This window comes from Photobacterium sanguinicancri, assembly GCF_002265265.1.
Classification (GTDB): domain Bacteria; phylum Pseudomonadota; class Gammaproteobacteria; order Enterobacterales; family Vibrionaceae; genus Photobacterium; species Photobacterium sanguinicancri.
Genome location: NZ_NOIF01000014.1, coordinates 22,803 through 48,759, shown reverse-complemented (window position 1 = coordinate 48,759; position 25,957 = coordinate 22,803). Strand labels below are relative to the sequence as shown.

Annotated in this window: 24 protein-coding genes; 11 read left to right on the top strand and 13 right to left on the bottom strand. The window is 42.9% G+C overall.

Annotated elements, in window-relative coordinates; genetic code table 11:
* The first annotated feature begins 191 nt into the window (after positions 1–191).
* From ASV53_RS04285 to ASV53_RS04260, 6 genes are all read left to right on the top strand, one after another.
* Positions 192–725, top strand: a complete 534-nt coding sequence (locus ASV53_RS04285) for a hypothetical protein (protein WP_094956228.1) — start codon at positions 192–194, stop codon at positions 723–725.
* A gap of 9 nt (positions 726–734) precedes the next feature.
* On the top strand, positions 735–2,336 hold the full coding sequence (locus tag ASV53_RS04280) for a BCCT family transporter (RefSeq protein ID WP_094956221.1): 1,602 nt from the start codon (positions 735–737) through the stop codon (positions 2,334–2,336).
* A gap of 22 nt (positions 2,337–2,358) precedes the next feature.
* Complete coding sequence (locus ASV53_RS04275; RefSeq protein WP_094956220.1) at positions 2,359–2,613, top strand: hypothetical protein; 255 nt, start codon at positions 2,359–2,361, stop codon at positions 2,611–2,613.
* 101 nt (positions 2,614–2,714) lie between these two features.
* Positions 2,715–4,505 carry a L,D-transpeptidase family protein gene (locus ASV53_RS04270; protein WP_239928724.1) on the top strand — a complete coding sequence of 597 codons (1,791 nt, stop codon included), beginning with the start codon at positions 2,715–2,717 and terminating at the stop codon, positions 4,503–4,505.
* A gap of 153 nt (positions 4,506–4,658) precedes the next feature.
* The gene (mepK, locus tag ASV53_RS04265; protein WP_094956219.1) at positions 4,659–5,213 is read left to right on the top strand and encodes a peptidoglycan L,D-endopeptidase MepK; all 555 of its coding nucleotides are present in this window, start codon (positions 4,659–4,661) and stop codon (positions 5,211–5,213) included.
* Between the two features lie 104 nt (positions 5,214–5,317).
* Positions 5,318–5,971: an MBL fold metallo-hydrolase gene (locus ASV53_RS04260; protein WP_094956218.1), complete on the top strand. Its 654-nt coding sequence runs from the start codon at positions 5,318–5,320 to the stop codon at positions 5,969–5,971.
* 79 nt (positions 5,972–6,050) lie between these two features.
* Here ASV53_RS04260 and ASV53_RS04255 read toward each other — a convergent pair whose 3' ends face one another.
* Positions 6,051–6,746: a DUF2982 domain-containing protein gene (locus tag ASV53_RS04255; RefSeq protein ID WP_094956226.1), complete on the bottom strand. Its 696-nt coding sequence runs from the start codon at positions 6,744–6,746 to the stop codon at positions 6,051–6,053.
* A gap of 385 nt (positions 6,747–7,131) precedes the next feature.
* On the opposite strand from ASV53_RS04255, the gene ASV53_RS04250 reads away from it, so the two are divergent.
* Together ASV53_RS04250 and ASV53_RS04245 are read left to right on the top strand one after the other, a co-directional pair.
* Positions 7,132–7,533 carry a hypothetical protein gene (locus ASV53_RS04250; protein ID WP_062688770.1) on the top strand — a complete coding sequence of 134 codons (402 nt, stop codon included), beginning with the start codon at positions 7,132–7,134 and terminating at the stop codon, positions 7,531–7,533.
* Positions 7,534–7,790: 257 nt separating this feature from the next.
* The gene (locus tag ASV53_RS04245) at positions 7,791–8,096 is read left to right on the top strand and encodes a hypothetical protein (RefSeq protein ID WP_062688772.1); all 306 of its coding nucleotides are present in this window, start codon (positions 7,791–7,793) and stop codon (positions 8,094–8,096) included.
* Between the two features lie 129 nt (positions 8,097–8,225).
* Here the strand turns inward: ASV53_RS04245 and ASV53_RS04240 are convergent, their stop codons facing one another.
* The gene (locus ASV53_RS04240; protein WP_094956225.1) at positions 8,226–9,416 is read right to left on the bottom strand and encodes an amino acid aminotransferase; all 1,191 of its coding nucleotides are present in this window, start codon (positions 9,414–9,416) and stop codon (positions 8,226–8,228) included.
* A 562-nt stretch (positions 9,417–9,978) separates the two neighbouring features.
* Between ASV53_RS04240 and ASV53_RS04235 the strand changes: the two genes are divergently transcribed.
* Positions 9,979–11,349, top strand: coding sequence for an MFS transporter (locus ASV53_RS04235; RefSeq protein WP_094956224.1), 1,371 nt, complete (start codon positions 9,979–9,981; stop codon positions 11,347–11,349).
* Between the two features lie 75 nt (positions 11,350–11,424).
* On the opposite strand, the gene ASV53_RS04230 is transcribed toward ASV53_RS04235, so the two are convergent.
* Both ASV53_RS04230 and ASV53_RS04225 read right to left on the bottom strand, forming a co-directional pair.
* On the bottom strand, positions 11,425–12,183 hold the full coding sequence (locus ASV53_RS04230; RefSeq protein WP_062688774.1) for an enoyl-CoA hydratase-related protein: 759 nt from the start codon (positions 12,181–12,183) through the stop codon (positions 11,425–11,427).
* A 218-nt stretch (positions 12,184–12,401) separates the two neighbouring features.
* Positions 12,402–12,617, bottom strand: a complete 216-nt coding sequence (locus ASV53_RS04225) for a VF530 family protein (protein ID WP_062688777.1) — start codon at positions 12,615–12,617, stop codon at positions 12,402–12,404.
* A 153-nt stretch (positions 12,618–12,770) separates the two neighbouring features.
* Here ASV53_RS04225 and ASV53_RS04220 point away from each other — a divergent pair, with 153 nt between their 5' ends.
* Positions 12,771–13,244 (top strand): YehS family protein, encoded by a 474-nt coding sequence (locus ASV53_RS04220; protein WP_062688778.1) that lies wholly within the window; start codon positions 12,771–12,773, stop codon positions 13,242–13,244.
* A 118-nt stretch (positions 13,245–13,362) separates the two neighbouring features.
* Here the strand turns inward: ASV53_RS04220 and ASV53_RS04215 are convergent, their stop codons facing one another.
* The 9 genes from ASV53_RS04215 to queE all read right to left on the bottom strand — a co-directional run bounded on the left by ASV53_RS04215 (position 13,363) and on the right by queE (position 24,498).
* A complete protein-coding gene (locus ASV53_RS04215) occupies positions 13,363–13,932 on the bottom strand; it encodes a hypothetical protein (RefSeq protein WP_094956217.1) in 570 nt (189 codons plus the stop codon).
* 229 nt (positions 13,933–14,161) lie between these two features.
* Entirely contained in the window at positions 14,162–14,740 is a 579-nt protein-coding gene (locus ASV53_RS04210) for a rhodanese-like domain-containing protein (RefSeq protein WP_062688782.1), read from the bottom strand.
* A 37-nt stretch (positions 14,741–14,777) separates the two neighbouring features.
* Positions 14,778–15,224: a MauE/DoxX family redox-associated membrane protein gene (locus tag ASV53_RS04205; RefSeq protein ID WP_062688865.1), complete on the bottom strand. Its 447-nt coding sequence runs from the start codon at positions 15,222–15,224 to the stop codon at positions 14,778–14,780.
* Positions 15,225–15,575: 351 nt separating this feature from the next.
* Positions 15,576–16,373 (bottom strand): hypothetical protein, encoded by a 798-nt coding sequence (locus ASV53_RS04200; protein ID WP_094956216.1) that lies wholly within the window; start codon positions 16,371–16,373, stop codon positions 15,576–15,578.
* A 2-nt stretch (positions 16,374–16,375) separates the two neighbouring features.
* Positions 16,376–16,888, bottom strand: a complete 513-nt coding sequence (locus tag ASV53_RS04195) for a hypothetical protein (RefSeq protein ID WP_094956215.1) — start codon at positions 16,886–16,888, stop codon at positions 16,376–16,378.
* 328 nt (positions 16,889–17,216) lie between these two features.
* Positions 17,217–18,617, bottom strand: a complete 1,401-nt coding sequence (gene asnS / locus ASV53_RS04190) for an asparagine--tRNA ligase (protein ID WP_062688867.1) — start codon at positions 18,615–18,617, stop codon at positions 17,217–17,219.
* Between the two features lie 99 nt (positions 18,618–18,716).
* The gene (locus ASV53_RS04185) at positions 18,717–20,336 is read right to left on the bottom strand and encodes a methyl-accepting chemotaxis protein (RefSeq protein ID WP_094956214.1); all 1,620 of its coding nucleotides are present in this window, start codon (positions 20,334–20,336) and stop codon (positions 18,717–18,719) included.
* A 366-nt stretch (positions 20,337–20,702) separates the two neighbouring features.
* Positions 20,703–23,519, bottom strand: coding sequence for a hypothetical protein (locus ASV53_RS04180; RefSeq protein ID WP_094956213.1), 2,817 nt, complete (start codon positions 23,517–23,519; stop codon positions 20,703–20,705).
* 310 nt (positions 23,520–23,829) lie between these two features.
* On the bottom strand, positions 23,830–24,498 hold the full coding sequence (gene queE / locus ASV53_RS04175) for a 7-carboxy-7-deazaguanine synthase QueE (RefSeq protein ID WP_062688793.1): 669 nt from the start codon (positions 24,496–24,498) through the stop codon (positions 23,830–23,832).
* Positions 24,499–24,716: 218 nt separating this feature from the next.
* Between queE and mlc the strand changes: the two genes are divergently transcribed.
* On the top strand, positions 24,717–25,934 hold the full coding sequence (gene mlc / locus ASV53_RS04170; protein WP_062688795.1) for a sugar metabolism global transcriptional regulator Mlc: 1,218 nt from the start codon (positions 24,717–24,719) through the stop codon (positions 25,932–25,934).
* The last annotated feature ends 23 nt before the right edge of the window (positions 25,935–25,957 follow it).

Below are 25,957 nucleotides of genomic sequence, written 5' to 3'. Positions count from 1 at the left end.
GTTAGATGTGAAAACATTAGAGTTCTAACTAATATTGATTTTGGTGGCTATAATGGAGTGGTCAAAGAATCTACCGTTTGAGGTGGAATTCCACAATTATTCTTAATAAATGTGGCTAATTTGCCATTTTCTTTCATAATCCCCTCCTTTTTTGGTAGTATTTTGCCTTCTTTAGCTTGATGAAAGATATTATGAGTTCTGATAATTTAACCGTAAAAGAGATTGTAGAAGATCTTCAAATTCTTCGTGTTCGTTATGAGTTGCCGGACTCCTCAGCGTTTGTACGCTATGAACCTCGTTTTGATGATAGCCAACCGGAAGAACTAACTGTTCACTCTTCATGGGGTGTTCCATCTGTTGGCGCAGATAAAACGGGTAAGTTTACATTACCTAATTTAGTTAATGAGTTGCAATACGCTTACATTTTGGCGCACATGTTCCCGAATGTACAAGCGATGGAATACTTCCTTGCGGGCTTTGACACCAGCTTATCTCAGTTAGAATTCATTGGCGGTAACTACGATTTTGATCGTATGTGGATTTCAAGTGGAGTGAGCAATCTAGGCATTCCGATGGCTATCTTCCTAGGCCAACGTAATGCCGTGAATGGTCAGCCTTCAGTAACCCTTGTTGATCACCGTAAAGAAGCTACTGGCCAAGTGGTTTATCGTGCTGTTCGTGGTGCTGGTGAGCATGTTGGCGAAGATTTTTACTCGGAAGAGTAAGGAGGCGACATGAGAGCAAAATCAGGTTTACTGAAAGGGCTCAATCCACCGATGGCAGTAACGGCCATGACAGTGATTGCGCTCTTCCTTCTCTTTGGTGCTTTTGACCCAGAACTTGCAGCATCATGGTTCACTGGCGCAAAAGACTCAATCATTGCTGGCTTCAAGTGGTATTACATTCTTGTTGTCGCGCTATTCTTTTTCTTTGCTGTATTCCTTATTTTTAGTCGCTACGGCGATATTAAGTTAGGGGATGACGATACCGAACCTGAGTTTAGTTACTTTGCTTGGTTCTCGATGCTATTCGGGGCGGGTATGGGTATCGGCCTGATCTTCTGGAGTATCGCAGAGCCAATGTTCCACCTGCAAAGCAACCCGTTTATTACCGAAGGTAGTACACCGGAAGCTGCGCAAGTGGCGATGCGATTAACCTTCTTCCACTGGGGTCTTCATCCGTGGGCCATTTATGTGATCGTCGGCTTATCACTGGCATTCTTCTCTTATCGTCGTAAGTTACCTTTGGCGATTCGTTCTGCGCTTTACCCAATTTTGGGCGATCGTATTTACGGCTTCTGGGGACATGCGGCGGACGTATTAGCTGTTTTTGGTACAGTATTTGGTGTAGCGACCTCACTCGGTTTGGGTGTGGCACAGATGAATACTGGCTTAAATCAGTTAATTGGTATTGATGTGTCGATGACCAACCAGCTGATTTTGATCGCGGTTGTTTCATCCATTGCCACTTTATCCGTCGTATCGGGTGTGGGTAAGGGTGTGAAAATTTTATCAGAACTTAACTTATGGTTGAGTATTCTGATCCTGATTTTCTTTGTCGCATTTGGTCCAACGATTTACATCTTAAACAGCTTCGTACAGAACATTGGTGATTACCTCTCTAATGTTGTGGCACTCAGCTTCTGGACTAACTCTGAAGCGAATGGTACTTCAGCGTGGCAATCAGGCTGGACTGCATTCTACTGGGGCTGGTGGATTTCATGGGCACCGTTTGTTGGTATGTTCATTGCGCGTATCTCGAAAGGTCGTACGATTCGTGAATTCTCGATTGGTGTATTGATTGTTCCTTCGTTGCTTGGGATGTTCTGGTTAACTGCATTTGGTGGTACAGCACTTCACATTGAATTATTCGATGGTGGCGGTGTGATCGATGCGGTGAATAAAGACCTAACGTTAGCGTTATACGAAACGATTGGCCTGATGAATACCGGTTGGATTGAGCCTATTGCTAAAGGTGTTGTAACTCTACTGATTTGTACGTACTTCATTACCTCTTCAGATAGTGGCACTTTAGTTGTAACAACCTTGCTATCGGTTGGTGATCAAGAGCCACCGCTACGTCACCGTATTTTCTGGGGCTTAGGCGAAGGTTTAGTTGCTGCAATTCTATTGCTGACTGGCGGTTTAGCGGCCTTACAAGCAGCTTCGATTACCGCGGGCTTACCTTTCTCTGTAATTATGTTGATGATGTGTTATTCGCTGATTATTGGCTTACGGAAAGAGAAAGAACGTCAGGTTGAAGACCGGATTCGCTTAAGGGCGCAAGATGGCTCACCACACATGACATTTATGGACCGTATTGGCCCAGGAAACTAACGGTAAGTTAGTATAAAGCTAAGTGACAGCACAAGCTGATAACGAGCTTAGAATAGAAATGCGCAGCCAAATATGGTTGCGCATTTTTTTTGAACACGATTATAAGCAGCTAATTGATATATACCCATTTATTGACGCTTCTAGCGTGCGGGTTATTAATAAAAAATGGGTGGTTGGATCTGGCTTTGGCAAGATGTTAAGCATCTCGCAGCTTGGTAAAAATAGCGCCAGCAATAACCCTGTTTTATGGGATAATTATTGGAGTGTTTTGGCTTAAGTTTAAGAATTGATACACCTTGAAGAGTGACTAATTACTAAAATTACTCCCTGTGGTGAATGCGTTTGCCATACTTACATTATGTCAGTGAGGGAGTTCCAATGGCTATGAGAAAACAATGCAGTTTATCCGTCGCTTTATTGCTCGCCCTCAGTGGCCCGCAGTGGGCAATTGCAGATGATAATGCCGTACCTATTTTAACCTCACAAGGTGCTATCACTCAGGATATTCAGCCAGCAGATTCTACCTCGACTACCTCCACCGTTACTACATCAAAGAATACATGGCAGCCACCAGCTGATTCACCGCAAGTTCCAGGGGCGGTATCTCTTAAGTCAGCACCATTAGAAATGCAAAAAGCAAAATCTTGGGTATCTGACGTTGCTGGTAATGTTCTTGATTTACAATATGTTGATAAGTTAGCTCAAATTTATTATGCCGTCGGTTATACACCACTTTGGCAAGATTCTTTTGTTGCTAATGAGTTTGAAAGTCAAATTCGGGTGCTGGCCTTAGCGGGTATTGATCCTGAGTTTTCGCGTCGTTACGGTATGCTTCAACATTTTAAGCAAGGTAATGATTGGCGACAGTACGATTTACTAGCGACAGATACCTTGCTGAGTTATATGAGCTATGTAGAAGGCCTGCCACAATATGGTAAGCAATGGTTATTTGGGAGTGGATTGGCCATGCCATTACCACTACCGTCTGAAGCAGCAATTGCGCGGATATTGAATGCAGTAGAAACGAATCGCCTACGTTATTTTGTTACCTCACTTAAACCACTAGATGAAAGCTATACTCGGATGGTGTTAGCTATTAACGAATTACAACAGCTTGAATCTGCCGCGTGGCCAACGTTTTATCAAAGGGGCATTATTCGTTTAGGTGCCCCATTAAAGCAACCTGAAGCGTTAATCACGGTATTGCATCAACTCGGTGATTTAACGGACTATCAAGCCGAATCACTTCGTGCATCCAATATCCGTCACTACAATGTTGATTTAGTTCAAGCTGTTAAAAGCTTTCAACATCGTCATGGGTTGAAAGTGGATGGTGTGATTGGCCCTAAAACTCGCTATTGGTTAGCTTTATCACCCAAGCAACGGGTACGCGTGCTGGCTTTAAATACCCAGCGAGTACGTCTCTGGCCGATGGATGTATCTTCAGTGTTGATTGTGAATATTCCAGGGTATGAGATGAACTTATGGCTGGATAATAAGCATATTATGGATAGCCGAGTGATTGTCGGTCGTCCCGATCGTCGCACTCCGTTAATGAGCTCAAGTATTAACTCGATCGTGTTCAACCCATACTGGAATGTACCGATTTCCATTATGCAGAAAGATATTTTGCCTAAAGCTAAATACGACAGTAGCTATATCACTCGTAAAAATTTTGCTGTTATTCGTAGCTGGACAAGTTCAGAGCAAATCCCCGTATCAGCGATAGACTGGAATAATGTGTCTGTTAAATCCTTTCCGTATCGACTTCGTCAAAAGCCAGGGGCGCGTAATGCATTGGGTCGATATAAGTTTAATATTCCCAATAAGAACGCGATCTATTTGCACGATACTCCGGCAAAGAGCTTGTTTAATGAAGATGGTCGCGCATTTAGCTCGGGTTGTGTTCGCGTCGAACATGCTGATGATTTGGCGATGATCTTGTTAAATTACTCAGGCGTGTCAGAACAACGTGTGAATACACTGAGTTCTCGCTCTAGTACTAAAACGGTAGGGTTAAAGAATAAGATCCAAGTTCACCTCATTTATCAAACTGCGTGGGTTGACGACGAAGGCTTAGTAAATTTCCGAGATGACGTCTATCTATACGATAAAATGAGCTATGCTTCGCAAACTGAACAGAAACTTACAACTGTTTACAAAGACTAAAACTGCTTAATTCTCAATAATTAGACACCGTTTCAGCAATGAAGCGGTGTTTTATTCTATCTATCCTATTTGACTGTTTAAAATTTGAACGTTAATTTAATCGGCGTTCGGGCAACATCGTGTTGTGTTTTTGGTTTTAAATGGGTTTTTGGGATGTCAGATATTGATTATAAACGCCGTCAGATTCTGATTGCTGGTGGTATTACATTAGGGGCAAGCCTGTTTCCACAGCTTGCGATAGCAAGCCCATTTAAGTCGACTAACCCACGTCAAATGTCTATGTGTAATATCCACACTGGTGAAGACTTAGATACACAGTACTTTGATGGTGAAGATTATTTACCGGAAGAACTTCAGCGTATTTACCAAATTTGTCGGGATTTTCGCCAAAATGAAGTCGCGAAAATGGATAACAAGCTCTTTGATGGCATTGCTAAAATTCAGGCTAATTTAGGCCATAAGGGTCAAGTTCGAATCATTTCAGGTTACCGTTCGCCAAAAACTAATCAGCTGCTGCAAAAAAATGGTGGGGTAGCGAAAAAAAGTTACCACATGAAAGGACAAGCCATCGACTTTAATTTAGAAGGTGTACCTTTATCGAAAGTCCATAAAGCAGCCAAAGAATTACGCTTAGGCGGAGTAGGGTACTATCCGAAAAGTGATTTTGTTCATATCGATACTGGTCCAGTAAGAAGCTGGCGTGGGTAACGACATGAATGAGACAACAAAGCCGACACAGCATGTCTGCTTTGTTGTTTTTAGATAGAAAATGGTACTCTTGTATCAGTTTAATTCTAAGGAAACCTGTCAGTATGAGCCTTCAATTTGAAATTGTACCTGTAACACCGTATCAGCAAAATTGTTCAATTGTATGGTGTGATGAGACCAAAGCAGCAGTGGTTGTCGATCCAGGTGGTGATATTCACTTACTGAAAGCAAAAGTTGCCGAGCTTGGCCTTAATGTCGTTAAGCTTGTGCTGACTCATGGTCATTTAGATCACGTGGGCGGTACAACTGCGCTGGCTGCTGATTTAGGTGTACCTGTATGGGGTCCACACAAAGAGGATGCATTTTGGCTACAAGGTCTCGAGCGTCAGAGCGAGATGTTTGGTTTCCCATTAACAGAAGCATTTGACCCTGACCGCTGGTTAGATGAAGGTGATGAAATCCCTGTGGGTAATCAAGTTCTGCATGTACTTCATACCCCTGGACACACTCCAGGTCATGTTATTTTGCACAATACTGACGCTAAGATCGCCTTTGTTGGAGATGTATTGTTTAACGGTGGTGTCGGCCGTACTGACTTCCCTAAGGGTGATTACCAAACATTGATCAATTCAATTAAAGGTAAGCTATGGCCTTTAGGTAATGATGTCACGTTTGTACCGGGTCATGGTCCATTATCAACTTTTGGTACCGAACGCGCTTCAAACCCATTTGTTGCTGATGAAATGCCACTGTATTAAGTTCGGAATATTACAGGTAACTATTCTGTAATAATCACTTGGAGCCACACCTTATTTGGTGTGGCTTTTTTATTTGTGCCTAGACTTTATGCTTAAAAGTCGGGGCATCATTCGCTTGGGCAAGATAACGCCGAGCAAGGCCAATAAACTCCCCTAATGGTCGATCGAGTAAATCATCAGAGATAAAGAAATCAAACCCCAAAAGTTCACGGTTATAGCGCATGCGGTTGGCTAGCATGGCGATGAGCCCTTTGAGTACAACGCCTTTTTGTGTGGTGTAAGGGGTATCATCAAATAACATGTCTTCAATGGCGTGTGGGCTGTTGGGGGTACGTTTAACAGCAAGAAATAATAGCCCTCTTTGCTCAATTAACATTTTGCTTGCTACTCGTGGGCATACAGACGTTAAAAAAGCATCGTAGTCTTTAAGTTTCACGCCCATCCAAGGCAGTGTTTGGTACCAGCCTTCTGTCGTGGGTAGTTCTGTTAGTCCAAGTTGTTGAATAGCTTGCCAGCGGATAGACCAGCCACCCTCCGCGCTGTGGTATTGAAAGTGCATGAAGCTCAAAGTAAAAGTAAGAATCGGCGCGTTCATTTGCTTAAAAGCGATCACCGAAAAAGTAAGTGCAAAAAGCAACAAAACGGATAAGCCGACATTGTTGATGGTGGGTAAAATAAAACTGGTGATTCCAATAGCTAAAATCATCGCAAGGCTCAGCGCAAACCAGTAAATACTAGGCTGACTGTTTACTGGTTTGATATAACGAGTTTCCATCAAAGGAGCCTCGGACACAGGAGCAGTATTTGCAGGATCATGCATAAACACTTTCTATTTAAATTAACGATTTAAGTTATGTTCTGGCTTTAATAATTAATATTACACGTACCTTTATGCTACTTGGTGAGCATGAGGGGGTTTAAGAATGCACTGTGTTTTATAATCTTATGCCTTACATCCACTTCTTGCAATTTTGCTCCCTCAAGCAGCGTAAATGGCTAATTTTGGACAAATTCATCAGAATTTTGAGTGAAATCATGTTTTGTTGTGGGTTAAATAACCGTTTGCTGGCATTTCTCTGACATCCTTGGTATAAAACGCGCTTACTTTTTCCCGCTGGTACAGTGGCGACTGAAAGTAGTGCAACGGAGTAGGAAATTTAATGAGAATCTCTCACAAACGTAAAGTTCAGCTTAAGCTGCAAAAGCGTGTATTAGCAAATGTAGCAGTAGCAAAACCAGCAGCGAAAAAAGATGCTGTGAAAAAAGCACCAACTGCAGAAACAGTAAAAGCTGCACCAGCGGCGAAACCTGTAGAAGAAAAAAAGACAGTTCAAGCAGCACCTGCTGTAAAAGTGTCTTTGACTCCAAAGCAGCAGCAAGTGCTTGATATTGTTGTAAGCAATGCTGAAGGCATTAATCCTAAAGGGATTGGTCTTCAAGCAGGTCAAGAAGATGCGAAAGCGGCTTCTTGGGCGACTGGCGCGCTTAAAAAACTGGCTGAAGAAGGTCTAGTTGAGCGTATCCAGCTTGCGGGTAATAAAGTGCTTTACAAAGCGGCTTAATTCTCGCACCCCGCCTCTTATCGCTAGAGGCGGGTGTTCCCTTCTTTTTTCATACCATGTGTCACCCCTCTGCATCTTAGCCACCTTTTTATTCTCATCTTTGCTATCTACATCTCATTAATCTGACGATTTCTTAAGTCTCTGCTATAACTTATCTATAACGGAGTTAAATATTCAGGGACTTAATACCAATTAAAAACTGAGCTTATCCATCAAAGTAGTTAGTGGATTGGTATATACACTCGGAGGCAAGATTTATGACGATGATAAGTGCTAGAGAGTTTTCTGACTGGCTTCGTAATCGCTTTGCTGAAGAAGAACAAGGGGTATGTTTGACGCGCGACGATATTAATCAGCTAACGGGCCGACAGAGTTTTTCTCTGGGATTTGTAAACGATATCCATTATGAGCTTATGCAGCATGGCATGGCTTTTGTGACAGATACATCAAGAGAAAAATTTTATTTGGTACCGGTATCAAATAAGCCTTGGCGAGATCAATTAGAGCGTCAATATGAAAGGGAATTGTTCTGTAATGTTTTACCGTTAGATAAATCAGGCTAATCGGTAATTCGAACATGCTTCAAAGCGTGCTTTACACGAAAAATATAAGAAGTTAATAAAAAAGAGGGGGCTAATTAGCCCCCTCACTTATTCTGATTTGTGCAGCTGGTATGTTAAAGCGGATTAGGCTTACAGTACTGCGGCAATACCTTTACATAGTGGTAGCATATTGTTCTTTGTCATTCCCGCTACGCTGATACGGCCAGAACCGACAATGTAGATAGCAAACTCGTCTTTCAGGCGGTTAACTTGATCTTTATTTAGACCAGAGAACGAGAACATACCGTTTTGACGTTCAATAAAGCTAAAGTCTGCATCAACACCTAGTTCTTTTAAGGTGTTTACAAATAGAGTACGCATCTCTTGGATACGGTCACGCATCTCAGCCACTTCTTGTTCCCATTCTGCACGTAAAGCTACATCATTTAGGATTTCCGTCACGATAGCTGCACCATGCGCTGGTGGGTTAGAGTAAATAACGCGAGCAATACTTTTCACTTGGCTAAATGCTGTGGTTGCGAGTTCTGCTGTTTCTGCAACAAGTGTGAAAGCACCGACACGTTCGTTGTATAGGCCAAAGTTTTTAGAGAATGAACTCGCAATTAGGAGCTCTTTGCACTGCGCTGCGAAAATGCGAAGACCAACTGCATCTTCTTCAACACCGACTGCAAAACCTTGGTAGGCGAAATCGAACATTGGTAGTAGCTCTTTTTCTACACACAGAGCCGCTAGCTGTTCCCATTGCGCCGAATCTGGGTCGATACCTGTTGGGTTATGGCAGCAGCCATGTAGCAGTACGATGTCGCCAGCATTTGCTTTAGAGAGGTCTTCAAGCATTGCTGCAAAGTCCATGTCTTTCGTTTCTGCGTTGTAGTAACCGTACTGAGCCGTTTCAAGATTTGCAGCCGCAAAAACACCATTATGGTTAGCCCATGTAGGGTTACTGATCCATACTTTCACATCACCAAGTTGGCGTTTAATAAATTCAGCAGCAACACGGAGTGCACCAGTACCACCTGGCGCTTGTGCTGTTAGCGCACGTTTGTTTGCAATAATAGACGCGTCATTACCGAAAAGAAGCTGCTGAACAGCAAGGCCATATTCCGCAGTACCAGGAATACTGAGGTATGACTTAGTGGTTTCTTTCTCTAGTAAGATGGCTTCTGCTTTTTTAACAGTCGCTAAAACTGGCGTGTTACCTGTTTCATCTTTATAAATACCTACACCCAGATTAATTTTTTCTGCGCGAGAATCATTTTTGAATTCTTCAGTGAGGCCTAGAATTGGATCGGCAGGTGCGGCTACGATTTTTTCAAACATTGTGGTGGTCATCCATGCTGAGAGTATTAAAGGGCTTTATTTCTCTTTATACCCTTTGAGAGTGCCTATTTACAACAAAATGCAACAATTTAGCTCGATTTATTTTCACACCTGCTATTTTTTGCATCTTACTCGTAACCACCCGATAAAAAACAGAGAAAATAGATAGTGCGTTGGTTACTAAATAACGTTATTTATTGAGTTTATTGGCTGTTTTGTGAACTGAATCTAGTGTTTTTTGTGGTGGTGATCATATTTGATGTAATTTTACGAGATATTCGCGTGATGTAACATTGTGATGTGAAACTGATCACAGTTGGTACGGATAGCTCTAACGTAGGATTACTCCCCGAAGGAAAACGCTCTAATATGATGATTTAATATGGCTTTTAATTATAAAACACCACAAAAAGCCAATTAGATAGTAAAAAACATAGTAACGATGATTTTTACTCATCTTCATCAGCCCTGAGCATGGAAATAGTATGGTCTCTTCTATTTGTTGGATGTTTATTAAACAACAACATTAGGTGTTGCCGCTGGAGTTTAATCGGGGATGAAAATGGAAAAGCCACGCCTGTCGTTTTGGCAAATATGGAATATGAGTTTCGGGTTTTTAGGGATCCAGTTTGGTTTTGGTTTACAGAATGCAAATGTTAGCCGAATTTTTGAAACGCTTGGCGCCAGCATCGATCAAATCCCTATTTTGTGGATTGCAGCACCGTTAACAGGTTTACTTGTACAGCCAATTATTGGTTACTTTAGTGACCGAACTTGGACGCCGCTTGGCCGTCGTCGACCTTACTTCTTATGTGGCGCAATTGCTTCGTCGTTTGCGTTAATCATCATGCCTTATTCGCCGTACCTGTGGGTTGCCGCGGGTATGCTATGGATTCTTGATGCGTCAATTAATGTATCGATGGAACCGTTTCGCGCTCTAGTCGCTGATAATTTGCCGTCAGAACAGCGTACACAAGGTTTTGCTGTTCAAACATTCTTTATCGGTATCGGCTCTGTTGTGGCTTCTGCAATGCCTTACATTTTAAGTAATGTATTTGATGTTGCGAATACCGCTCCTGCTGGCGAAGTTCCGCCATCAGTGAAGATCTCGTTCCTTTGTGGTGCCGTTGTCTTTTTAGCTTCTATTTTGTGGACGGTATTTAAAACCAAAGAATACTCTCCAGCTGAGATGGATAAGTTCCATGCTGCAGAATCTGGTGTAGCGTCAGAAGTACAAGAAGAAAAAGCCAGCCTGAAAGAAATTATGGACGATCTTCGTGCCATGCCTAAAACCATGATGCAGCTTGCGGTTGTTCAGTTTTTCTCTTGGTTTGCACTATTTGCAATGTGGATCTACACCACGTCAGCGGTTACATCGCATATTTTTGGTACGTCAGACACCAGCTCTGCCCTGTATAACGAAGGAGCTGATTGGGTTGGCCTTTGTTTTGCCGCTTATAATGGTATCTCTGCTTTAGCCGCATTTGCCTTACCTTGGCTTGCAAACCGTACCAGCCGTAAATTTGTTCACTCACTTGCTTTGATGATTGGTGGCGTGAGCTTGGCTTCGATTTCCTTAATTGAAAACCCACAGATGTTGATGCTTAACATGGTGGGGATTGGCATCGCATGGGCAAGCATTCTATGTATGCCTTACGCTATCCTAGCGGGTGCGTTGCCAAGCCGTAAAATGGGTTTCTACATGGGCGTATTTAACTTCTTTATTGTGCTTCCCCAGATTCTAGCGGCGGGTATTCTTGGTTTCTTCACTCGCTGGGCATTTGATGGCAACACTATGATGGCATTAGTGTTAGGTGGTTGTGCAATGGTAGCTGCTGGCTTGTTTGTTGTGTTTGTCCAAGATGACGATGAGCCGAATCGAGTTGCGGATAAAACAGAAAAAAGAATGAAAGCTAAGGCTGCGATAGCCTGATAACGAATGTCATTCGTTATGTACTTAAAGCCAGCATACTTATGCTGGCTTTTTTATGCTCTTGTCTTGCTTTGACTAAAACTGACTAAAATCTGCAGGTCGCTTTTCGAGGAACGCGGTGATCGCTTCTCGTGCTTCTGGTTGAGTAAGGAGGTGGAACAATTGTTTATTTTCCGCATCAACAGTGTCGATCAATTCATTTACTTCAAAATCTACCAACATAGATTTGCTGATTTGCATCGCTGAGGGTGGAAGTAAAGTAAGTTGATCTAAACAGCTATTCGCATCTTCCATTGGGTTATAGCTTAGGCTAGTAACAAACCCTAAACTGAGAGCTTCTTCTGCCGTCATGATTTCACCGAGCATCAGCATCGCTTTGGCTTTTCGGATACCAATTAGGCGTGACAAATACTGGCTTGATGCAAATTCAGGGCATAGTCCTAATTGAGCGAAGGGCGTTTTGAAAAAAGCATGCGGTGAAATGAACACAAAATCACAAAACTGTAAAAGGGTAGTGCCAATACCAATGGCTGCACCTTCTACAACAGCGACTACAGGTTTCTTATTACGTATTAGTGCTTTGATGAAGCGACCTGCGTGGTTGTCTTGAGCGCCATGAGAGATAGCAAGGAAGTCTTGCATATCATTGCCACTGGTAAAAACACCCCCTTGCGCATGCAGTAAAATAGCGCGCACGCTATTGTTGCTTTGGCATGCCTCAATAGTGTCTGCCAGTGCTTTATACATGTCTTGGTTGATGGCATTTTTAGCTGATGGTCGGTCAATCTCAAGCGACAGAATGTGATTTTCTTGAGTGACATTTATCCCGAGCATTGCGTTCTCCTTCCCTGTGAACGTTGTGGTAGTCGTTACAGTTAGGTTAGCTCAAGTTAGAGTTATTACCCTATAAAGATCAAATATAATGCCTATAAGTGGGATGGTCAGCGGACTTGAATGTAAAGCAAGGAGGAGGAAGCGTGATATTAAGAGGTGGTGTTAACTGATATGGTATTAAGAGCCAGCGTTACTAGCTCTTATTCTAAACCTGCGAATTACTTTTGAACCATATCGATATAAAGTGCTTCAACTTTGGTGCGCGCCCATTCTGTTTTGCGTAAAAACTTAAGGCTCGATTTGATGCTTGGATCTTGGTTGAAGCAACGAATGTCGATGCGATAACCTAGTTCATCCCAACCATAATGCTCAACCAATTCTGTAAGAATTTTTTCGAGGGTAATGCCGTGTAGCGGATTGTTTACTTGTGTCATAGTGTTCTATCTCGTTTAAGAACCGCAACTATAGCAGGTAAGTAAAGAAATAATATCGCTTTAGGAATAAAGTTGCGCTGATGTCTGGTAAAATACGGCAAAATTTCGCAGTGAGTCATCTTGACTGAGCTGTAATAAACCTAGGACATACTTGTGGTCAACAACGATATCTTACGCCGTATTCGCTATACTTTTGATTTTAATGACGCAGAGATGATTACTATCTTTGCTGCTGCAGAGCATGAAGTCACTAGAGAGCAAGTTAGTGATTGGTTGAAGAAAGACGATGATGACGCTTTCAAAAAATGTACAGATCTTGAGCTGTCTATTTTTCTAAATGGTTTAATCAACCACAAACGTGGTAAGAAAGAAGGCGAGCAACCTAAGCCTGAAGCGCGTTTAACGAATAACATGATTTTCATGAAGCTACGTATCGCACTGAACTACCGTGCTGAAGATGTGTTGGAAATCCTGGAAAGCATCGACTTTAAATTAAGTAAGCATGAGCTTAGCGCGTTTTTCCGTAAGCCTGAAAACAAACACTACCGTGAGTGTAAAGATCAGATCTTACGTAACTTCTTATTAGGTGTTCAACGTAAAGAACGCCCAGAAGTAGAATCTGAATAATACGAAATAGAATTGATTATACGAAGTATAGTCAGCACCACGTATAGATAGAGATAATAAAAGGCTACCTTTGGGTAGCCTTTGTTGTATCTAGGGCTTGCTCGTAAATTAGCCGCCCCTAATGATTTAGCATTATTTCGCCGTCATGCTCAGTCAACAGCATTTTTTGGATGTTGAAACCACAAAGCATGAGAATAAGGCACCAGTTTAAAAAAGGTAGGGTGCTTTCTTCTAGGCTAATCGACAGTTGAGCGGGCTTCCACTGAAACGCTTCACAAAGGCTCTCGACTGTAATACCTGTAAAGGTATTGTCACCAATAATGCGCTTAAATTCTTTTTCGGTAGGCATTTCAAAAGCGTTTTTATTTTTAAACGCTGTTGGTTTAAATGCGCGCATGACTTTTCTTGCATCAACATCAATAGGTTGACCATTGTTTTGAATGTTTGGTCGACCTGCTAGAGCGGCGAGAAAACACCAGCAAGGGTAAGGGATCTCAGACACATTATCCGGTTCGCGCTTATAGCGTGACATCCAATCAGAGAGTTTTTTCTCTTGTAGACCAGTTAAATGAGCAAGGGTTGCTGAATCATAACCATATTCTTTTAGTTGGTTAATAATTTCAGCGACTTCAGAAACGAAGGGTTTGGCCCATTGGCTTGCTGGCACTAGGGTGTTTTCTCTGATCATAATAGACTCATGTGGTTTAGCGTTGCTGCTTACCGAGATAAGCGGATAGGCGTAAGCTTATTCTAACCCTGCAACCAAGTCTATTTACGATAGCCTGCTTGTTACATATTTTACTTTATTGTTGGTATATCGGTCAGTTGGTAGTGCCCTAACAGTATTGAAGGAAAAGGCTGGCCATCATATCTGACGGCCCACCTTTTTAATATTGAAAGTAATTGTGAGGGAAGAGTTATAGCGAAGCGGTTTTAAAGCCAGCGCCTTTCCACGCAAAAATACCACCAGGGTAACGATAGACATTGGTGTAACCGAGCTTCACTGCCCAAGCAGCAGCATTATGGCTACGACTGCATTTCACGAAACCACAGTAAAAGACCAAGGTTTTACTCTTGTCTTCACCAAGAAGCTGGGTGAAGTCCTCAACTGATTTTTGGTCGGTTAATGCTGAATCCCACTCTGGCATATTAGGGATAGGAAACTCGAATTGCATAGCACTTGGGATATGTTCTTTCTTGTAGCTGTCTTTGAACGGCATTGCATCGACAATCATTACATCAGTATCTTGTTCGGTGAGTGCTTTGAGCCCGTTAGTGTCGATAAGCTGATAGTTGCCAGCTAGGGTTTCATTATGAAGTTTGATGGCCACTTGTTCTGTCTCTACTTCGGCTTTGAATTTACCGCCGAACAGCCCTGCATTGGCACTCAACGGTAAGGTTAACAATGCGCTGGCAAGAATAAGAATGTTGAGTGAAAAGCTGCGTCCGATACGTAGGAAAGAAAGCGAGTGCAAAGATGCCTTGTTTTGTCTCATGATTGTATCCTTATAAAAGTAGGCTTGCGCCGCCACATCAGACGGTTGGTGTCATAGCGCGGTGGTTTGCCAAGTTATTGAAATAATAAAGTGCTGCTGAAACACTAAGGATTAGCAGTAGGATGATAAATTGTGGCTGAAGTGTGCTGTACACTTCTGACTGAAGCGAACCCGGAAGGTAGCAGCCGCAATCAAAATGTAAGCCTTGATGAAGCGCTAGCCCCAATAGGGCAATGTGTATGCTAAAAGCCGCAATAACAGGAATTAATGTTGTAATGCCAAAGTAGGTGGTGAGTGCGCTAATGCCAAGCACAAGCGGTAAGGCAAAAGCGATTGATTCGGCATACATAATAGGGACGATGCCAGTATCGCTAAGTAGTAATCTAGTGTGTTCCGATAAGACAAATCCTTTGACCGTGAGCGCCGCCGCACACAGCAGCACAAAAGAGGTAACAAAAAGATGGAAATACCCTTTAGTTTTCATAAATTGATCGCTTCCTTTTGTATTGCCCGATTTCAGAGCTGTCGAATCAACAGCCAAAACCTAATCTGGCAAACCTGTTTGGCTTGAATTCCTTAAGTCAGAATTTTTTCTGCCCTTGAGGTAGGTTGGGTAACCACAAGAGGGATTGAAGTAATGCTAAGTGACCGAATGCGTATAATACCTGACCAGTAGCAAATGAACCTTGATGCAGGTAGCGAAAATGCGCCCTTACTTTGTTGTCGAGAGAGCGAACGTGTTGAAAAATAGGAGAATGTTCAAGAGGTAAGGAGGATAGTTAAAGGGGGGAATGTTAGTGAAGGTAGCCTTTTACAATGCTTATGAGCTAGTTTCTTATTTTAATGTGTAGAATGTTTGACCTGCTAGATTGCCATGTTTTACAAAGTCACCGCCTGGTTCACTAGATCCTTTTGTTCGCCACCCATAGAGTCCATTTGACGTTGGATCTGTAAATTTCGCAAGTGCGTTAGCTTTTGCCGCATTAAGTGCTGCTGTTACGAAATTTGAATAGGTTTCTCTTTCAGGATGATTATAGTTATTGGCGATTGTCATGATGAGAGATAGGTTATTGCTGATAGATTCAATGAGACTAGGGTAGCCTTCAAAGCCGTGAAATTGATTTCTGGCGGTAATGACATCTTTATAAGTGACATTTGTATTCGTACTAATTGCAAATCGAGAAGGTTTATTGTCGGACTTACGGTTTTCTATTACCTGACGCATCCAAAGCATAGAGGTAGACGCATCAACTTCTTTATAGCGAGGGCTACTAGGATTAACGGATTCTGCAATAAATAGTCTTGCGAGTAGGCCTTGTTCGGTATTTTTCTCGGGTAATTGAATGATTTTTTTAGCAAATACTTCAATATCTAGAGTTGCTTCTTTTGCTCCCGCTTTTGCTTTTAATGTCGTTTTACCAACAGCGGTGGCTTTTATATCGATTGTCCACTGACCTTTCCCGCCATTATATGGGTTGGGTTTTAAGGTTGAAGTAATTTGTTTTCCACTAGTGAGTGTTATGTCTTTGGCTATCCGTGCCGTTAGCCCATTAGTTCTAAGGCGTTTAATATCATTTTTAGGGATTTTAACAGAGCTGATTGTTATTCCTCGACTGTCGATAAAACTGGTCATTATTATTCCTTTATTTTGATGGTTAAATGTTCGCCTTCAACAACAGCATCGTAAATGCGTTTTGATGCCCAAACTTTATCAACAAGAAAAGTACTGCTTCCTACATCATCTGCGCTGTCAACAACGTGATTGAGTAAATCAATTCTCTGCATATTGGCGTTGGATTGGATGAACGCCCAACTTTCGTTATCTTTAGTACTGATGGGTAAAATCCAAAGTTCCTTACCTTGGTGCCAATAAACGTAAGTAGTGAGATCGGATGGGGAATATCGACTTAAATAAATGTGGTGTTCGAGTTGTTCACTTTTATTGGTGATGATTTGTGAAATCTGCTGTATCAATGCGCTGTGACTTTTTAGGGTGCTGACAGGGATACCAGTAAAAGGTTGCTTACTGCTTTGATCCGATGCGCTTGCTGTCGCTGGGAAAAGCGATAGACAAAATATGATGGTAGCAAGCGCAAGGGTAGACAGTAACAAATGGCTTGCTGATAACGATGTTTTTATAATCGGCATAGTGATTTACCCAACAGCAGAGTTAGAGCTATTTAGGTACCTCTACTCGTGTGATTTGAAACGAATTGATTTTCAAAGGGTATCGTATTTTCTGTTCACGAAATCACTATAGCCATGTCATTGCGATCGAGAGTTGTTAAACCATAAGTGAGTAGTTGAATTATTACAGAGATGTTGAAGTAAGTTCGTATCAGAGCGGCGTTTATATAAAGGGTTGTACTGTGTGGCTGGTGGACTTGGTTTGCCAATATAGATAGATACTGAGCAGAAGAGATAAAAAAGGCCACCCGAAGGTAGCCTTTTACAATGCTTGTGAGCGAACCTCTAATTAGAAGTTTGCAGAGCGTGGTGCACGTGGGAACGGGATTACGTCACGGATATTTTGCATGCCCGTTACGTAAGTCACTAGACGTTCAAAACCAAGACCGAAGCCAGAGTGAGGAACTGTACCGTAACGACGTAGGTCGCGGTACCAATCTAGGTGAGTTGGGTCGATACCCATTTCGTCGATACGCTTGTCTAGAAGCTCTAGACGTTCTTCACGTTGAGAACCACCGATGATTTCACCGATACCAGGTGCTAGAACGTCCATTGCCGCTACTGTTTTACCGTCATCGTTCATACGCATGTAGAATGCTTTGATGTCTTTCGGGTAGTTTTTAACAACAACAGGAGCTTTGAAGTGTTCTTCTGCAAGGTAACGCTCGTGCTCAGAAGACATGTCGATGCCCCACTCAACATCGAATTCAAATTCGCGGCCAGAATCTTTTAGGATTTGGATTGCGTCAGTGTAATCAACTTGTGCGAAGTCAGAATCAACGAAGCTCTCTAGACGAGAAATTGCGTCTTTGTTGATGCGTTGTGCAAAGAACTCAAGATCGTCACGACGCTCTTCAAGTACTGCTTTAAACACATACTTCAGCATGTCTTCTGCTAGTTTTGCTACATCGTTAAGATCAGCAAAAGCAACTTCAGGCTCAACCATCCAGAATTCAGCTAGGTGGCGGCTTGTGTTTGAGTTTTCCGCACGGAACGTAGGGCCGAATGTGTACACTTTACTTAGTGCACAAGCATACGTTTCAGCATTTAGCTGGCCAGATACCGTTAGGAACGTTTCTTTACCGAAGAAGTCTTTATCGAAATCGACTTCACCAGCGTCAGTCATTGGTGTGTTCACAAGATCAAGCGTTGATACGCGGAACATTTCACCCGCACCTTCACAGTCAGACGCTGTGATAAGTGGTGCAGACATCCAGAAGTAACCTTGCTCGTGGTAGAAGCGGTGGATAGCTTGCGATAGACAGTTACGAACACGCGCTACAGCACCAATCATGTTAGTACGAGGACGAAGGTGAGCCACTTCACGAAGGTATTCGATTGAGTGACGAGTTTTCGCCATTGGGTATGTGTCTGGGTCTTCAACTAAACCAACAACTTTTACATTTGTTGCAGCTAGTTCAAAATCTTGACCTTTAGCAGGAGACTCAACAATCTTACCAGTGACCTCAACAGAGCAACCAGTTGTCAGTTTAAGTACTTCTTCCTGGTAATTATTTAACTCATTTGGGACCACGGCCTGAATCGGGTCGAAACAAGAGCCGTCATAAATGGCAAGAAAAGAGATCCCAGCTTTGGAATCACGACGTGAGCGGATCCAACCGCGGACAGTGACTTCAGTGTCTACTGCCAGCTTTCCGCTTAATACGTCTGTTACAGGCGCGTAAGTCATGTTTAAATTATTCTCCGTTAAGGCACTTTGGTCGTAATTGACATATTGTGCTTTAAGATACATTCCGAAGCATTAATATTACCTGTCTTACGTCAAGCATCAAGCTTTGTTATCACTTGAAAGCGTAAATTGATGAAGTAATCGCTCTAATTGCTCTGCTAACTGTTCAAGATTTACACTAATCTCTTTAGATTGCATGGCATGAGATGAAGTTTCATCCGCATGACGGGTAATGGTTTCAATTTTTATATTTACTGAATCTGCCATATTGGCTTGTTCGGCACTTTGTTGCTGAATGTCATTCGCATGCGTGTTAACTACCTGAATATGATTACCTATATCAGATAAAGCTTGTGACAACTGTTCAATGGTTTCCATTTTTGCGTAGGCTGTTTTACAGGTATCTTCTACTGCTTTGGCTGATGCCTCACTGCCTTGATGTAAAACTTCAATAATGGTTTGAATATCGCCTGTTGCTTGGTGGGTACGTGTCGCAAGATTACGCACTTCGTCGGCAACGACGGCAAAGCCACGTCCTTGTTCTCCCGCGCGTGCCGCTTCTATCGCCGCGTTTAATGCGAGTAGGTTAGTTTGTTCAGCAATCCCACGAATGACATCCAAAATTGTTGTCACTTGGCTGCTTTGTTCATTCAGGTGGTTTATTCGTGTTTGCACGTTCTCAATATCTTTCACTAAGTAACGAATGTCATCGCCAGCACTGATCGCCAACTGTGTACCCTGGCGTGCGGAGTCGGACGCATTTTGACTTAGGGTGGCGGCTTCTGCGGTGCGTTGCTCAACATTGTGCTGTTGTTGTTGCATGTGTTCTATTGCCGCACCAATGTCAGTGGTTTCCGATCGCTGTGATTCGACTGCATGAGTGGTCTTGGAGGCAACACAGATTAGTTCATTTGCTTGAAGTGTCAGTGATTCTGATGTGGTTTGCACCTGTTGTAAGCTTGCAGAGAAGTTATCGAGCAGTTGATCGTAGCTTTGGCAGAGTTCACCAATTTCATCTTGGCGTGTTTCGTTCAGGCGTGAGCTAAGGTCTTTATTAATACTGGTGTGCTTCATGTAGTTTGATACACGGCGTAGCGGACGCACGATAATGCGGCGAATCATGAATAAAGCGAATAAGAAGCCAGTACCGGCAATTAATGCCATGATCCCGGCTGCAAGTAATAGCTCTTTGTTGACACGCTCATAGAGTGGGCCGAGGCTATATTCAAGGCGGACAACCCCCAGTACTTCACCTTCTGGCACTATGTGGCACGACAAACAATTTGTACCACGATAATCACTGCTCGCTTTCATAGGGAGAGCAACCAGTAAGTTTTGCCCATTTGGGGTCTGAACTGTTTCAACAATTTGTTCGCCCAGCAAGGCACGGCGATCGAATTCATCAACAGGAGTTTGACCTTTCAAACCCGCACCAAAATATTTGGTGATGCCTTCGCCGCGGATCACACGGACATTGTCGATACCTGAGTGTGACAGTACTTTTTGACGAAGAGTTTCTCGCTGTCCCATAGCGCCCGTTAACATCATCATGTTTAAGCTATCAAAATAGTTGCCAGCTTTATCGAGCGTTTGCTCGCTAATTACTGATTGGAGCAAGGCTTTCTGTTGATAAGATTCATAGGTTAACGACGCGGCAAGTACCAGTGTAAAAACGGCTAGCAGTGTGAGTAATAGTTTGTGAGCAATGGTTAATCGCATGTATTTCTTCCTTAAAAGCGATTGATGACGCTGCGGTCTAATGCCGCTTGTTGTTTGAAGTAGACTCTTTAATTTGACAAATTATTCGGTGTCTCTGACCGTACGCAGTGTGGAAGGATGATCACACATATTGATATGTTACTGATTAAAAATGTTAATCATTGGTTTTGGTATGGTTATTGTGATGTGGCGCATGCAATTGCATACTTTGTAATGTGATAGTGGTGGATAAAACTGACACAGATGAATTTATCAGATTTATTTGTCACAAATGAAACGGAAATCGCGCCAAAACTTTGTCGTTAAGGCGCGATGCATTGTTTTTAATTGTTATTAAATAGTAGCCAATTGTGACGCCACACTCCGTTATGGCGTAACGTATTCACAAGCACGTCCGTCATCAAGTATTGTGCCGTTTGCAATACCGGGTGGACGGGGTTGTGGCTGTCCTTCTGGCACAACTGGCGGTTGAATCGTCGTCACATTAGGCACGTCACTGGCGCTAATAAAGGTGATTGTATCGCTCCAAACTTCACCGTCATCGGTGGCAAATTGTAGCGCTGCTTGCCAGCGTGTTTGATGATTGAAGGCTTTAATTGTAAAGCGTAAGCCATCTGATTCTGTCATGGTGATACGCTCATTAAGCGAGCCATCAACAGCTTGATAAAACAGACTGCCGTTTTCATCTATTTTCCAATGTATATCAATGTTGAAACCACAACCTGCAGAATCGATATATTTTCCACGGAAAAAATCGCCATCGAATTCATCACTTAGTTTGAGAAAGCGTGAGCTGTCGCTGGCAAACTTTAGGGCTTTGTCATCGCTTGCAATGCCGGTTTCACCAATTAACATTGCTTCGTTAAAACGAACGACTTTATTATCCCAACCGACCATACAAGCCGCAGTTTCATTCTGATATTGGACTTGGGTTGATTTAGTTAAGGGTGCTACGGTCGTCATATCCCAACCAGAATCACCAGTGGTACACGCGGTGAGTTCAAACGGTGAATATTCTTTGTTGATAGACGAAAAGATAGAGTTTATTACAGGGCCAAAAGGATCAAAGCGCGAGAAGAACACTTTATAGGCATAGAGGTTAGTGTTTCGATCTCGGCTAGTGACTGCCATTAAATCAAAATCTTGTTCTTGGGCTGGATCCCAGTTGATCTTGAGGTAACCTTCAGGCGTGTGCGCCCAAGTGCGATCGTTAAATTGACGATCACCATTGATATAGTATTTCCAAGTGTTGTCAGGTTTTAGGATGACGGTGTCGATATCGCCAGTATCTGTTAGTTGGACTAGATGTTGGTTAATTAGCCCATCAACATCACTGGCGGTAAAGCGTTCATCGCCCCCACATTCAATAATTGCGTTGAGGTACTTATCCGTTGTTGCTGTTGAGGTATCCCCAAAGCTACAGCGACCAAAGGGTGGTAGGTTACTGCGACTTGCTGCGGAAAAAATCTGCGCTTTGGCGTTGTTATCGAAACCTGCGAAATGGAAGGCTTCGAATTTCAATAAGGTTTCCCCAATGTTGACGAAGTTTCGGTCTTCCACCAAAAAGAGGTTGTTGGTGGTGAAGCGGTAACTATCATCAAGCTGTTTGACAATATCTGGCACCACAAATTGAATAAACTCGGTATTACCTAATGTGACAGGGGCGAAAGTGCCTTCCGTGAACACATCCCAGTTATCGCCCGCGATATTGAACCAGTAATAAGCAGTAAAAAAGCCGTCATCTTCAATGAACTCAACGACGAATCTATCAGATAAGGTAAAGCCTTTTACCTCTAATACTTGGCTGGCTCGTACATTACTCGAAACATCCTCAAGCGCGGTAATATGCACGCTGGGTTGAGCGGGTGCACTGACTCGGCAAGCATCGTTGTTGTCGCGGGTGTCACACAATAAATACTGTTCTTGTTGCGGTTGCCACGTGAAATAGAAGCCGTATGTATCCTCGGTAAATTCTGTCTCGGCAGGGATGTATTTACTGATGTGATGATTATCTTTCGATGACAAGAAATAACGGATCTTCTTACCTGAAAGCGGATACACTTTCACGCTTAAATTGTTACCCAGTTCTTCACTGCCTTGTAGAGCCGAATTGGACATGACGGCTATTTTTTTTGTGGTTAAGACAACTTTGTCGTAATCGAATAAGCCTTGCCAACCGCCACCTGTGAATACTTGCTTCGAAATATCATTAGATGAAAAGCGGGTACTTTCACTGAAATAGGTAAAGTAAGTGGAAAAGTTGATGTCGGTGCTACCGTCTTTTCGCCAGCCTGTATCTGTCTGGCGGGTTTCGGCGCCATCATAAGCGTATTGGTTTGCATTGATACCGCTACCTTGGTTCGAATCAAAACTTTTTAGACGCCAATAACCGTCGGTTAATATCGCTTCGATGTTACCTTCTGCGCCGAGTTGCTCAGAGTAGGTACGATCGATAATGCCATCGGTAATATCTTTTACTTTGGTCAGTATTAAAATATTTTGCAGCGTCATGCCGAGTGTGCCTAATTGCGGACGTAAAGCCGATTCTATCTCGCTGTTTATCTGCGTCATGTAGGCAGTCGCTTCACGGAGTTTACGCACGTTAGGATCAACAACTGTTTCGAGAAATACCCCCCAATCACCTTTTTCGACGACACGTTTTGCGATGGCTTGGTAGGCGAGGGTACTGTTTAGTGACACGACCACTTCACCGCTGGTTAATGGCACCATGTAGAGGTATTTAGGTAAAGGGTCACCAATAATAACCTCAGGCTCATTGAAGAGATCAACTAAGAGTATGGCGTTCATTCGCAACGAGGTGTCGGCATCAAATTGATAGCCGCCATTGCTGAGTTTTTTCCAGCCAGACAGGGTAGAGGTACGATAGATTTTCCCTTGCCCGTCGATCAGTACCACTTTGAAATTCTTTTCTTGGAGGCTGGATAGGATATCAGCGTAAGCGGTACTAATAATATTGATTGATAGCGGTGATTTGGACTTGGGCGATGTTGATTGATAAGCCGTCGCTAGCCCTTCAGGTACATCTACCGTCACGGTAAATCGACTAGATATTTCAACAGCTTCTTGTGGTGCGACAACAGGATCATCACTGCCTCCACCACCACAGGCTGTTAATATTCCACCAAGCATGGCTACAGCCATGATGCGAATGAAAGCACGCATAGCAACTCCCCTGTTAAAACGGTAAATCGTGCAACTGCACGAAGGTTATGCTTGAACGCATTTCTCATCATGAATAGTTTAGTTAGCGCGAGAAATGTCGATCTATTTTGGGTGAGTATAGAAAGGCCAAGAGGGGGCTTGTGTGAAACTATGCGACCGATCTTGAAGATGGTGCTGAGGTCTAAAAAATAAGAATGTGTAAAAAGGTTGTACAGTAAAGAAGAGGAGTCAGCAAAATAAAGCTCAGTGCAATAAAGTATGCACTGAACTTAAATCACGTCACTCTTATTGAGATTGAGCGAAGGTTACCTTATGCAATCGCGAGATATTTGTGTGTTTGAATCGATAAGCGCCAGTTGCGTTTCACACAGGTTTCAATACACAGATCGGTGGCACGTGGTTTTTGGCTGATAGGCTGAAGGGCAATAGTCACATCGCTGCGTAATGCTTTGCCTTCGATCAATGCATTTAGTTGGTCGATGTCTTTTTGCGTGCCGACTGGGTGTTTGATTTCGTTAGCGCGTTCTAGGGCACTTGCAAGTACAGGTAACTTGGCTTTCATATTAATTTTAGGTGAAACCGTCACCCAGGTGGCTTCTGTCGTTAATACTTCAGATGTACCACTGGTTTCAATTTGACACTGAAATCCCGCACTTTCTAACGCTTGCGTCAGCGGCAGTAAATCATAGATGCAAGGTTCGCCACCTGTAATCACAACGTGTCTTGCGGTGTAGCCTTGGTCAATCAGTAACTGTACAACGCCATTTGCGTCGAGTTCTGTCCATAATGGTGAGTCTTCTTTTTTCGCCATGATGGTATCAAGGTCAGTAAAATCGCTTGGCTCTGCACTCCAAGTTTGTTTGGTATCGCACCAAGAGCAACCAACAGGACATACCTGTAATCGAACAAAAATGGCAGGAACTCCAGTGAAAACACCTTCACCTTGAATTGTTTCAAAGACTTCGTTTAATTTGTACACCGTAAACCTCAGTGGAGAATGCTAATTTCATTCAACGAAAAAATTACGCAAAATATTGCTTAGTAGCATGCCTTTTACCGTTATCAAGAGCCGGAATAATGCGCTAATTTGTAATTCATCGTGATGAGTATCACGTACTGGGAAGATTGAACTTCACAATTACTTCGCAAAGTAAAAAAATTCACCTGTACGTTTTTTTCTTATCAGGAGTATTGGCAATGTATGTCGCTCAGCCTGGACATATCGATCATATAAAACGAAACAATGCCGGCAGCGTCTATAAACTCATTGACCAGTTTGGGCCTATCTCTCGCATCGAATTATCAAAGCGAAGTCAGTTAGCACCAGCCAGTATTACCAAAATAACCCGTGAATTAATTGATGCGCATCTTATCAAAGAAACCCCGTATCAGGAATCAACAAGTCGAGGTCGCCCTGCGATTGGCTTAGTGCCCGCCAATGAAGGCTGGCAATTCATGTCATTGCGCTTGGGGCGAGGTTACTTAACCATCGCCTTGCACGAGTTAGGCGGCGATATTTTGGTGGAAGAACGCCAGAATATTGATGAACTCGAACAAGATGATGTGCTTAGTAAGCTGCTGGAAGAGATCAATACCTTTTTTGCCAACCATGTGAATGAAGTTGATCGCATTACGGCGATTGCAGTGTCATTGCCGGGTGTTGTGAATGCGCACGATGGTGTGGTTGTACAAATGCCGCACTATAATGTTGAGAACTTGGCCCTGGGGCCAGCACTTCATGAAGAAACAGGTTTACCTGTCTTTATCGGCAACGACACACGTTCATGGACGTTGGCGGAAAAGCTGTTTGGTAATTCACGTGGTGTTGCTAATTCAATCTTGGTGTCGGTTCATCATGGTGTGGGTGCGGGTATTGTGCTTGATAACACCGTGCTACAAGGTCGTATTGGTAACGTAGGTGAATTGGGTCATATTCAAATCAAACCTTATGGTAAGCGATGCTTCTGTGGTAACCATGGTTGCCTTGAAACGGTTGCCAGTCTGCCTGCGATACTTGAACAAGTTGAAACACGGTTACGAGAAGGTCACCCGTCTTCACTTCATGGTCGTAAGGTAACGATTGAAAGTATCTGTGATGCGGCATTAGACAATGATACTTTAGCACGCCAAGTGATTATCGAATTAGGTCATCACCTTGGGCAAGCTATTGCGATTATGGTCAACTTATTTAATCCAGAGAAGATCTTGATTGGTGGCGAGTTAAATCATGCCAAGAAAATTCTTTATCCTGCCATTATGGAATGTATCCGTACGCAATCATTGCCGGTTTACAATAAAGATTTAGAGATTGATGAAAGCTGTTTTTACACTCAAGCAACCATGCCGGGTGCAGCTTTGGTAAAACAGGCGCTTTATGATGGTCACTTATTAATGAAGTTGATCAACGAAGGATGAAAGCTTCGTTTGCTAGGTCTAGC

Excerpts from the sequence above, each read along its gene's own strand:
- ASV53_RS04285 (WP_094956228.1), top strand. The coding sequence starts at position 192 with ATGAGTTCTGATAATTTAACCGTAAAAGAGATTGTAGAAGATCTTCAA.
- ASV53_RS04280 (WP_094956221.1), top strand. The coding sequence starts at position 735 with ATGAGAGCAAAATCAGGTTTACTGAAAGGGCTCAATCCACCGATGGCA.
- ASV53_RS04270 (WP_239928724.1), top strand. The coding sequence starts at position 2,715 with ATGGCTATGAGAAAACAATGCAGTTTATCCGTCGCTTTATTGCTCGCC.
- mepK (WP_094956219.1), top strand. The coding sequence starts at position 4,659 with ATGTCAGATATTGATTATAAACGCCGTCAGATTCTGATTGCTGGTGGT.
- ASV53_RS04260 (WP_094956218.1), top strand. The coding sequence starts at position 5,318 with ATGAGCCTTCAATTTGAAATTGTACCTGTAACACCGTATCAGCAAAAT.
- ASV53_RS04255 (WP_094956226.1), bottom strand. The coding sequence starts at position 6,746 with ATGGAAACTCGTTATATCAAACCAGTAAACAGTCAGCCTAGTATTTAC.
- ASV53_RS04250 (WP_062688770.1), top strand. The coding sequence starts at position 7,132 with ATGAGAATCTCTCACAAACGTAAAGTTCAGCTTAAGCTGCAAAAGCGT.
- ASV53_RS04245 (WP_062688772.1), top strand. The coding sequence starts at position 7,791 with ATGACGATGATAAGTGCTAGAGAGTTTTCTGACTGGCTTCGTAATCGC.
- ASV53_RS04240 (WP_094956225.1), bottom strand. The coding sequence starts at position 9,416 with ATGTTTGAAAAAATCGTAGCCGCACCTGCCGATCCAATTCTAGGCCTC.
- ASV53_RS04235 (WP_094956224.1), top strand. The coding sequence starts at position 9,979 with ATGGAAAAGCCACGCCTGTCGTTTTGGCAAATATGGAATATGAGTTTC.
- ASV53_RS04230 (WP_062688774.1), bottom strand. The coding sequence starts at position 12,183 with ATGCTCGGGATAAATGTCACTCAAGAAAATCACATTCTGTCGCTTGAG.
- ASV53_RS04225 (WP_062688777.1), bottom strand. The coding sequence starts at position 12,617 with ATGACACAAGTAAACAATCCGCTACACGGCATTACCCTCGAAAAAATT.
- ASV53_RS04215 (WP_094956217.1), bottom strand. The coding sequence starts at position 13,932 with ATGATCAGAGAAAACACCCTAGTGCCAGCAAGCCAATGGGCCAAACCC.
- ASV53_RS04210 (WP_062688782.1), bottom strand. The coding sequence starts at position 14,740 with ATGAGACAAAACAAGGCATCTTTGCACTCGCTTTCTTTCCTACGTATC.
- ASV53_RS04205 (WP_062688865.1), bottom strand. The coding sequence starts at position 15,224 with ATGAAAACTAAAGGGTATTTCCATCTTTTTGTTACCTCTTTTGTGCTG.
- ASV53_RS04200 (WP_094956216.1), bottom strand. The coding sequence starts at position 16,373 with ATGACCAGTTTTATCGACAGTCGAGGAATAACAATCAGCTCTGTTAAA.
- ASV53_RS04195 (WP_094956215.1), bottom strand. The coding sequence starts at position 16,888 with ATGCCGATTATAAAAACATCGTTATCAGCAAGCCATTTGTTACTGTCT.
- asnS (WP_062688867.1), bottom strand. The coding sequence starts at position 18,617 with ATGACTTACGCGCCTGTAACAGACGTATTAAGCGGAAAGCTGGCAGTA.
- ASV53_RS04185 (WP_094956214.1), bottom strand. The coding sequence starts at position 20,336 with ATGCGATTAACCATTGCTCACAAACTATTACTCACACTGCTAGCCGTT.
- ASV53_RS04180 (WP_094956213.1), bottom strand. The coding sequence starts at position 23,519 with ATGCGTGCTTTCATTCGCATCATGGCTGTAGCCATGCTTGGTGGAATA.
- mlc (WP_062688795.1), top strand. The coding sequence starts at position 24,717 with ATGTATGTCGCTCAGCCTGGACATATCGATCATATAAAACGAAACAAT.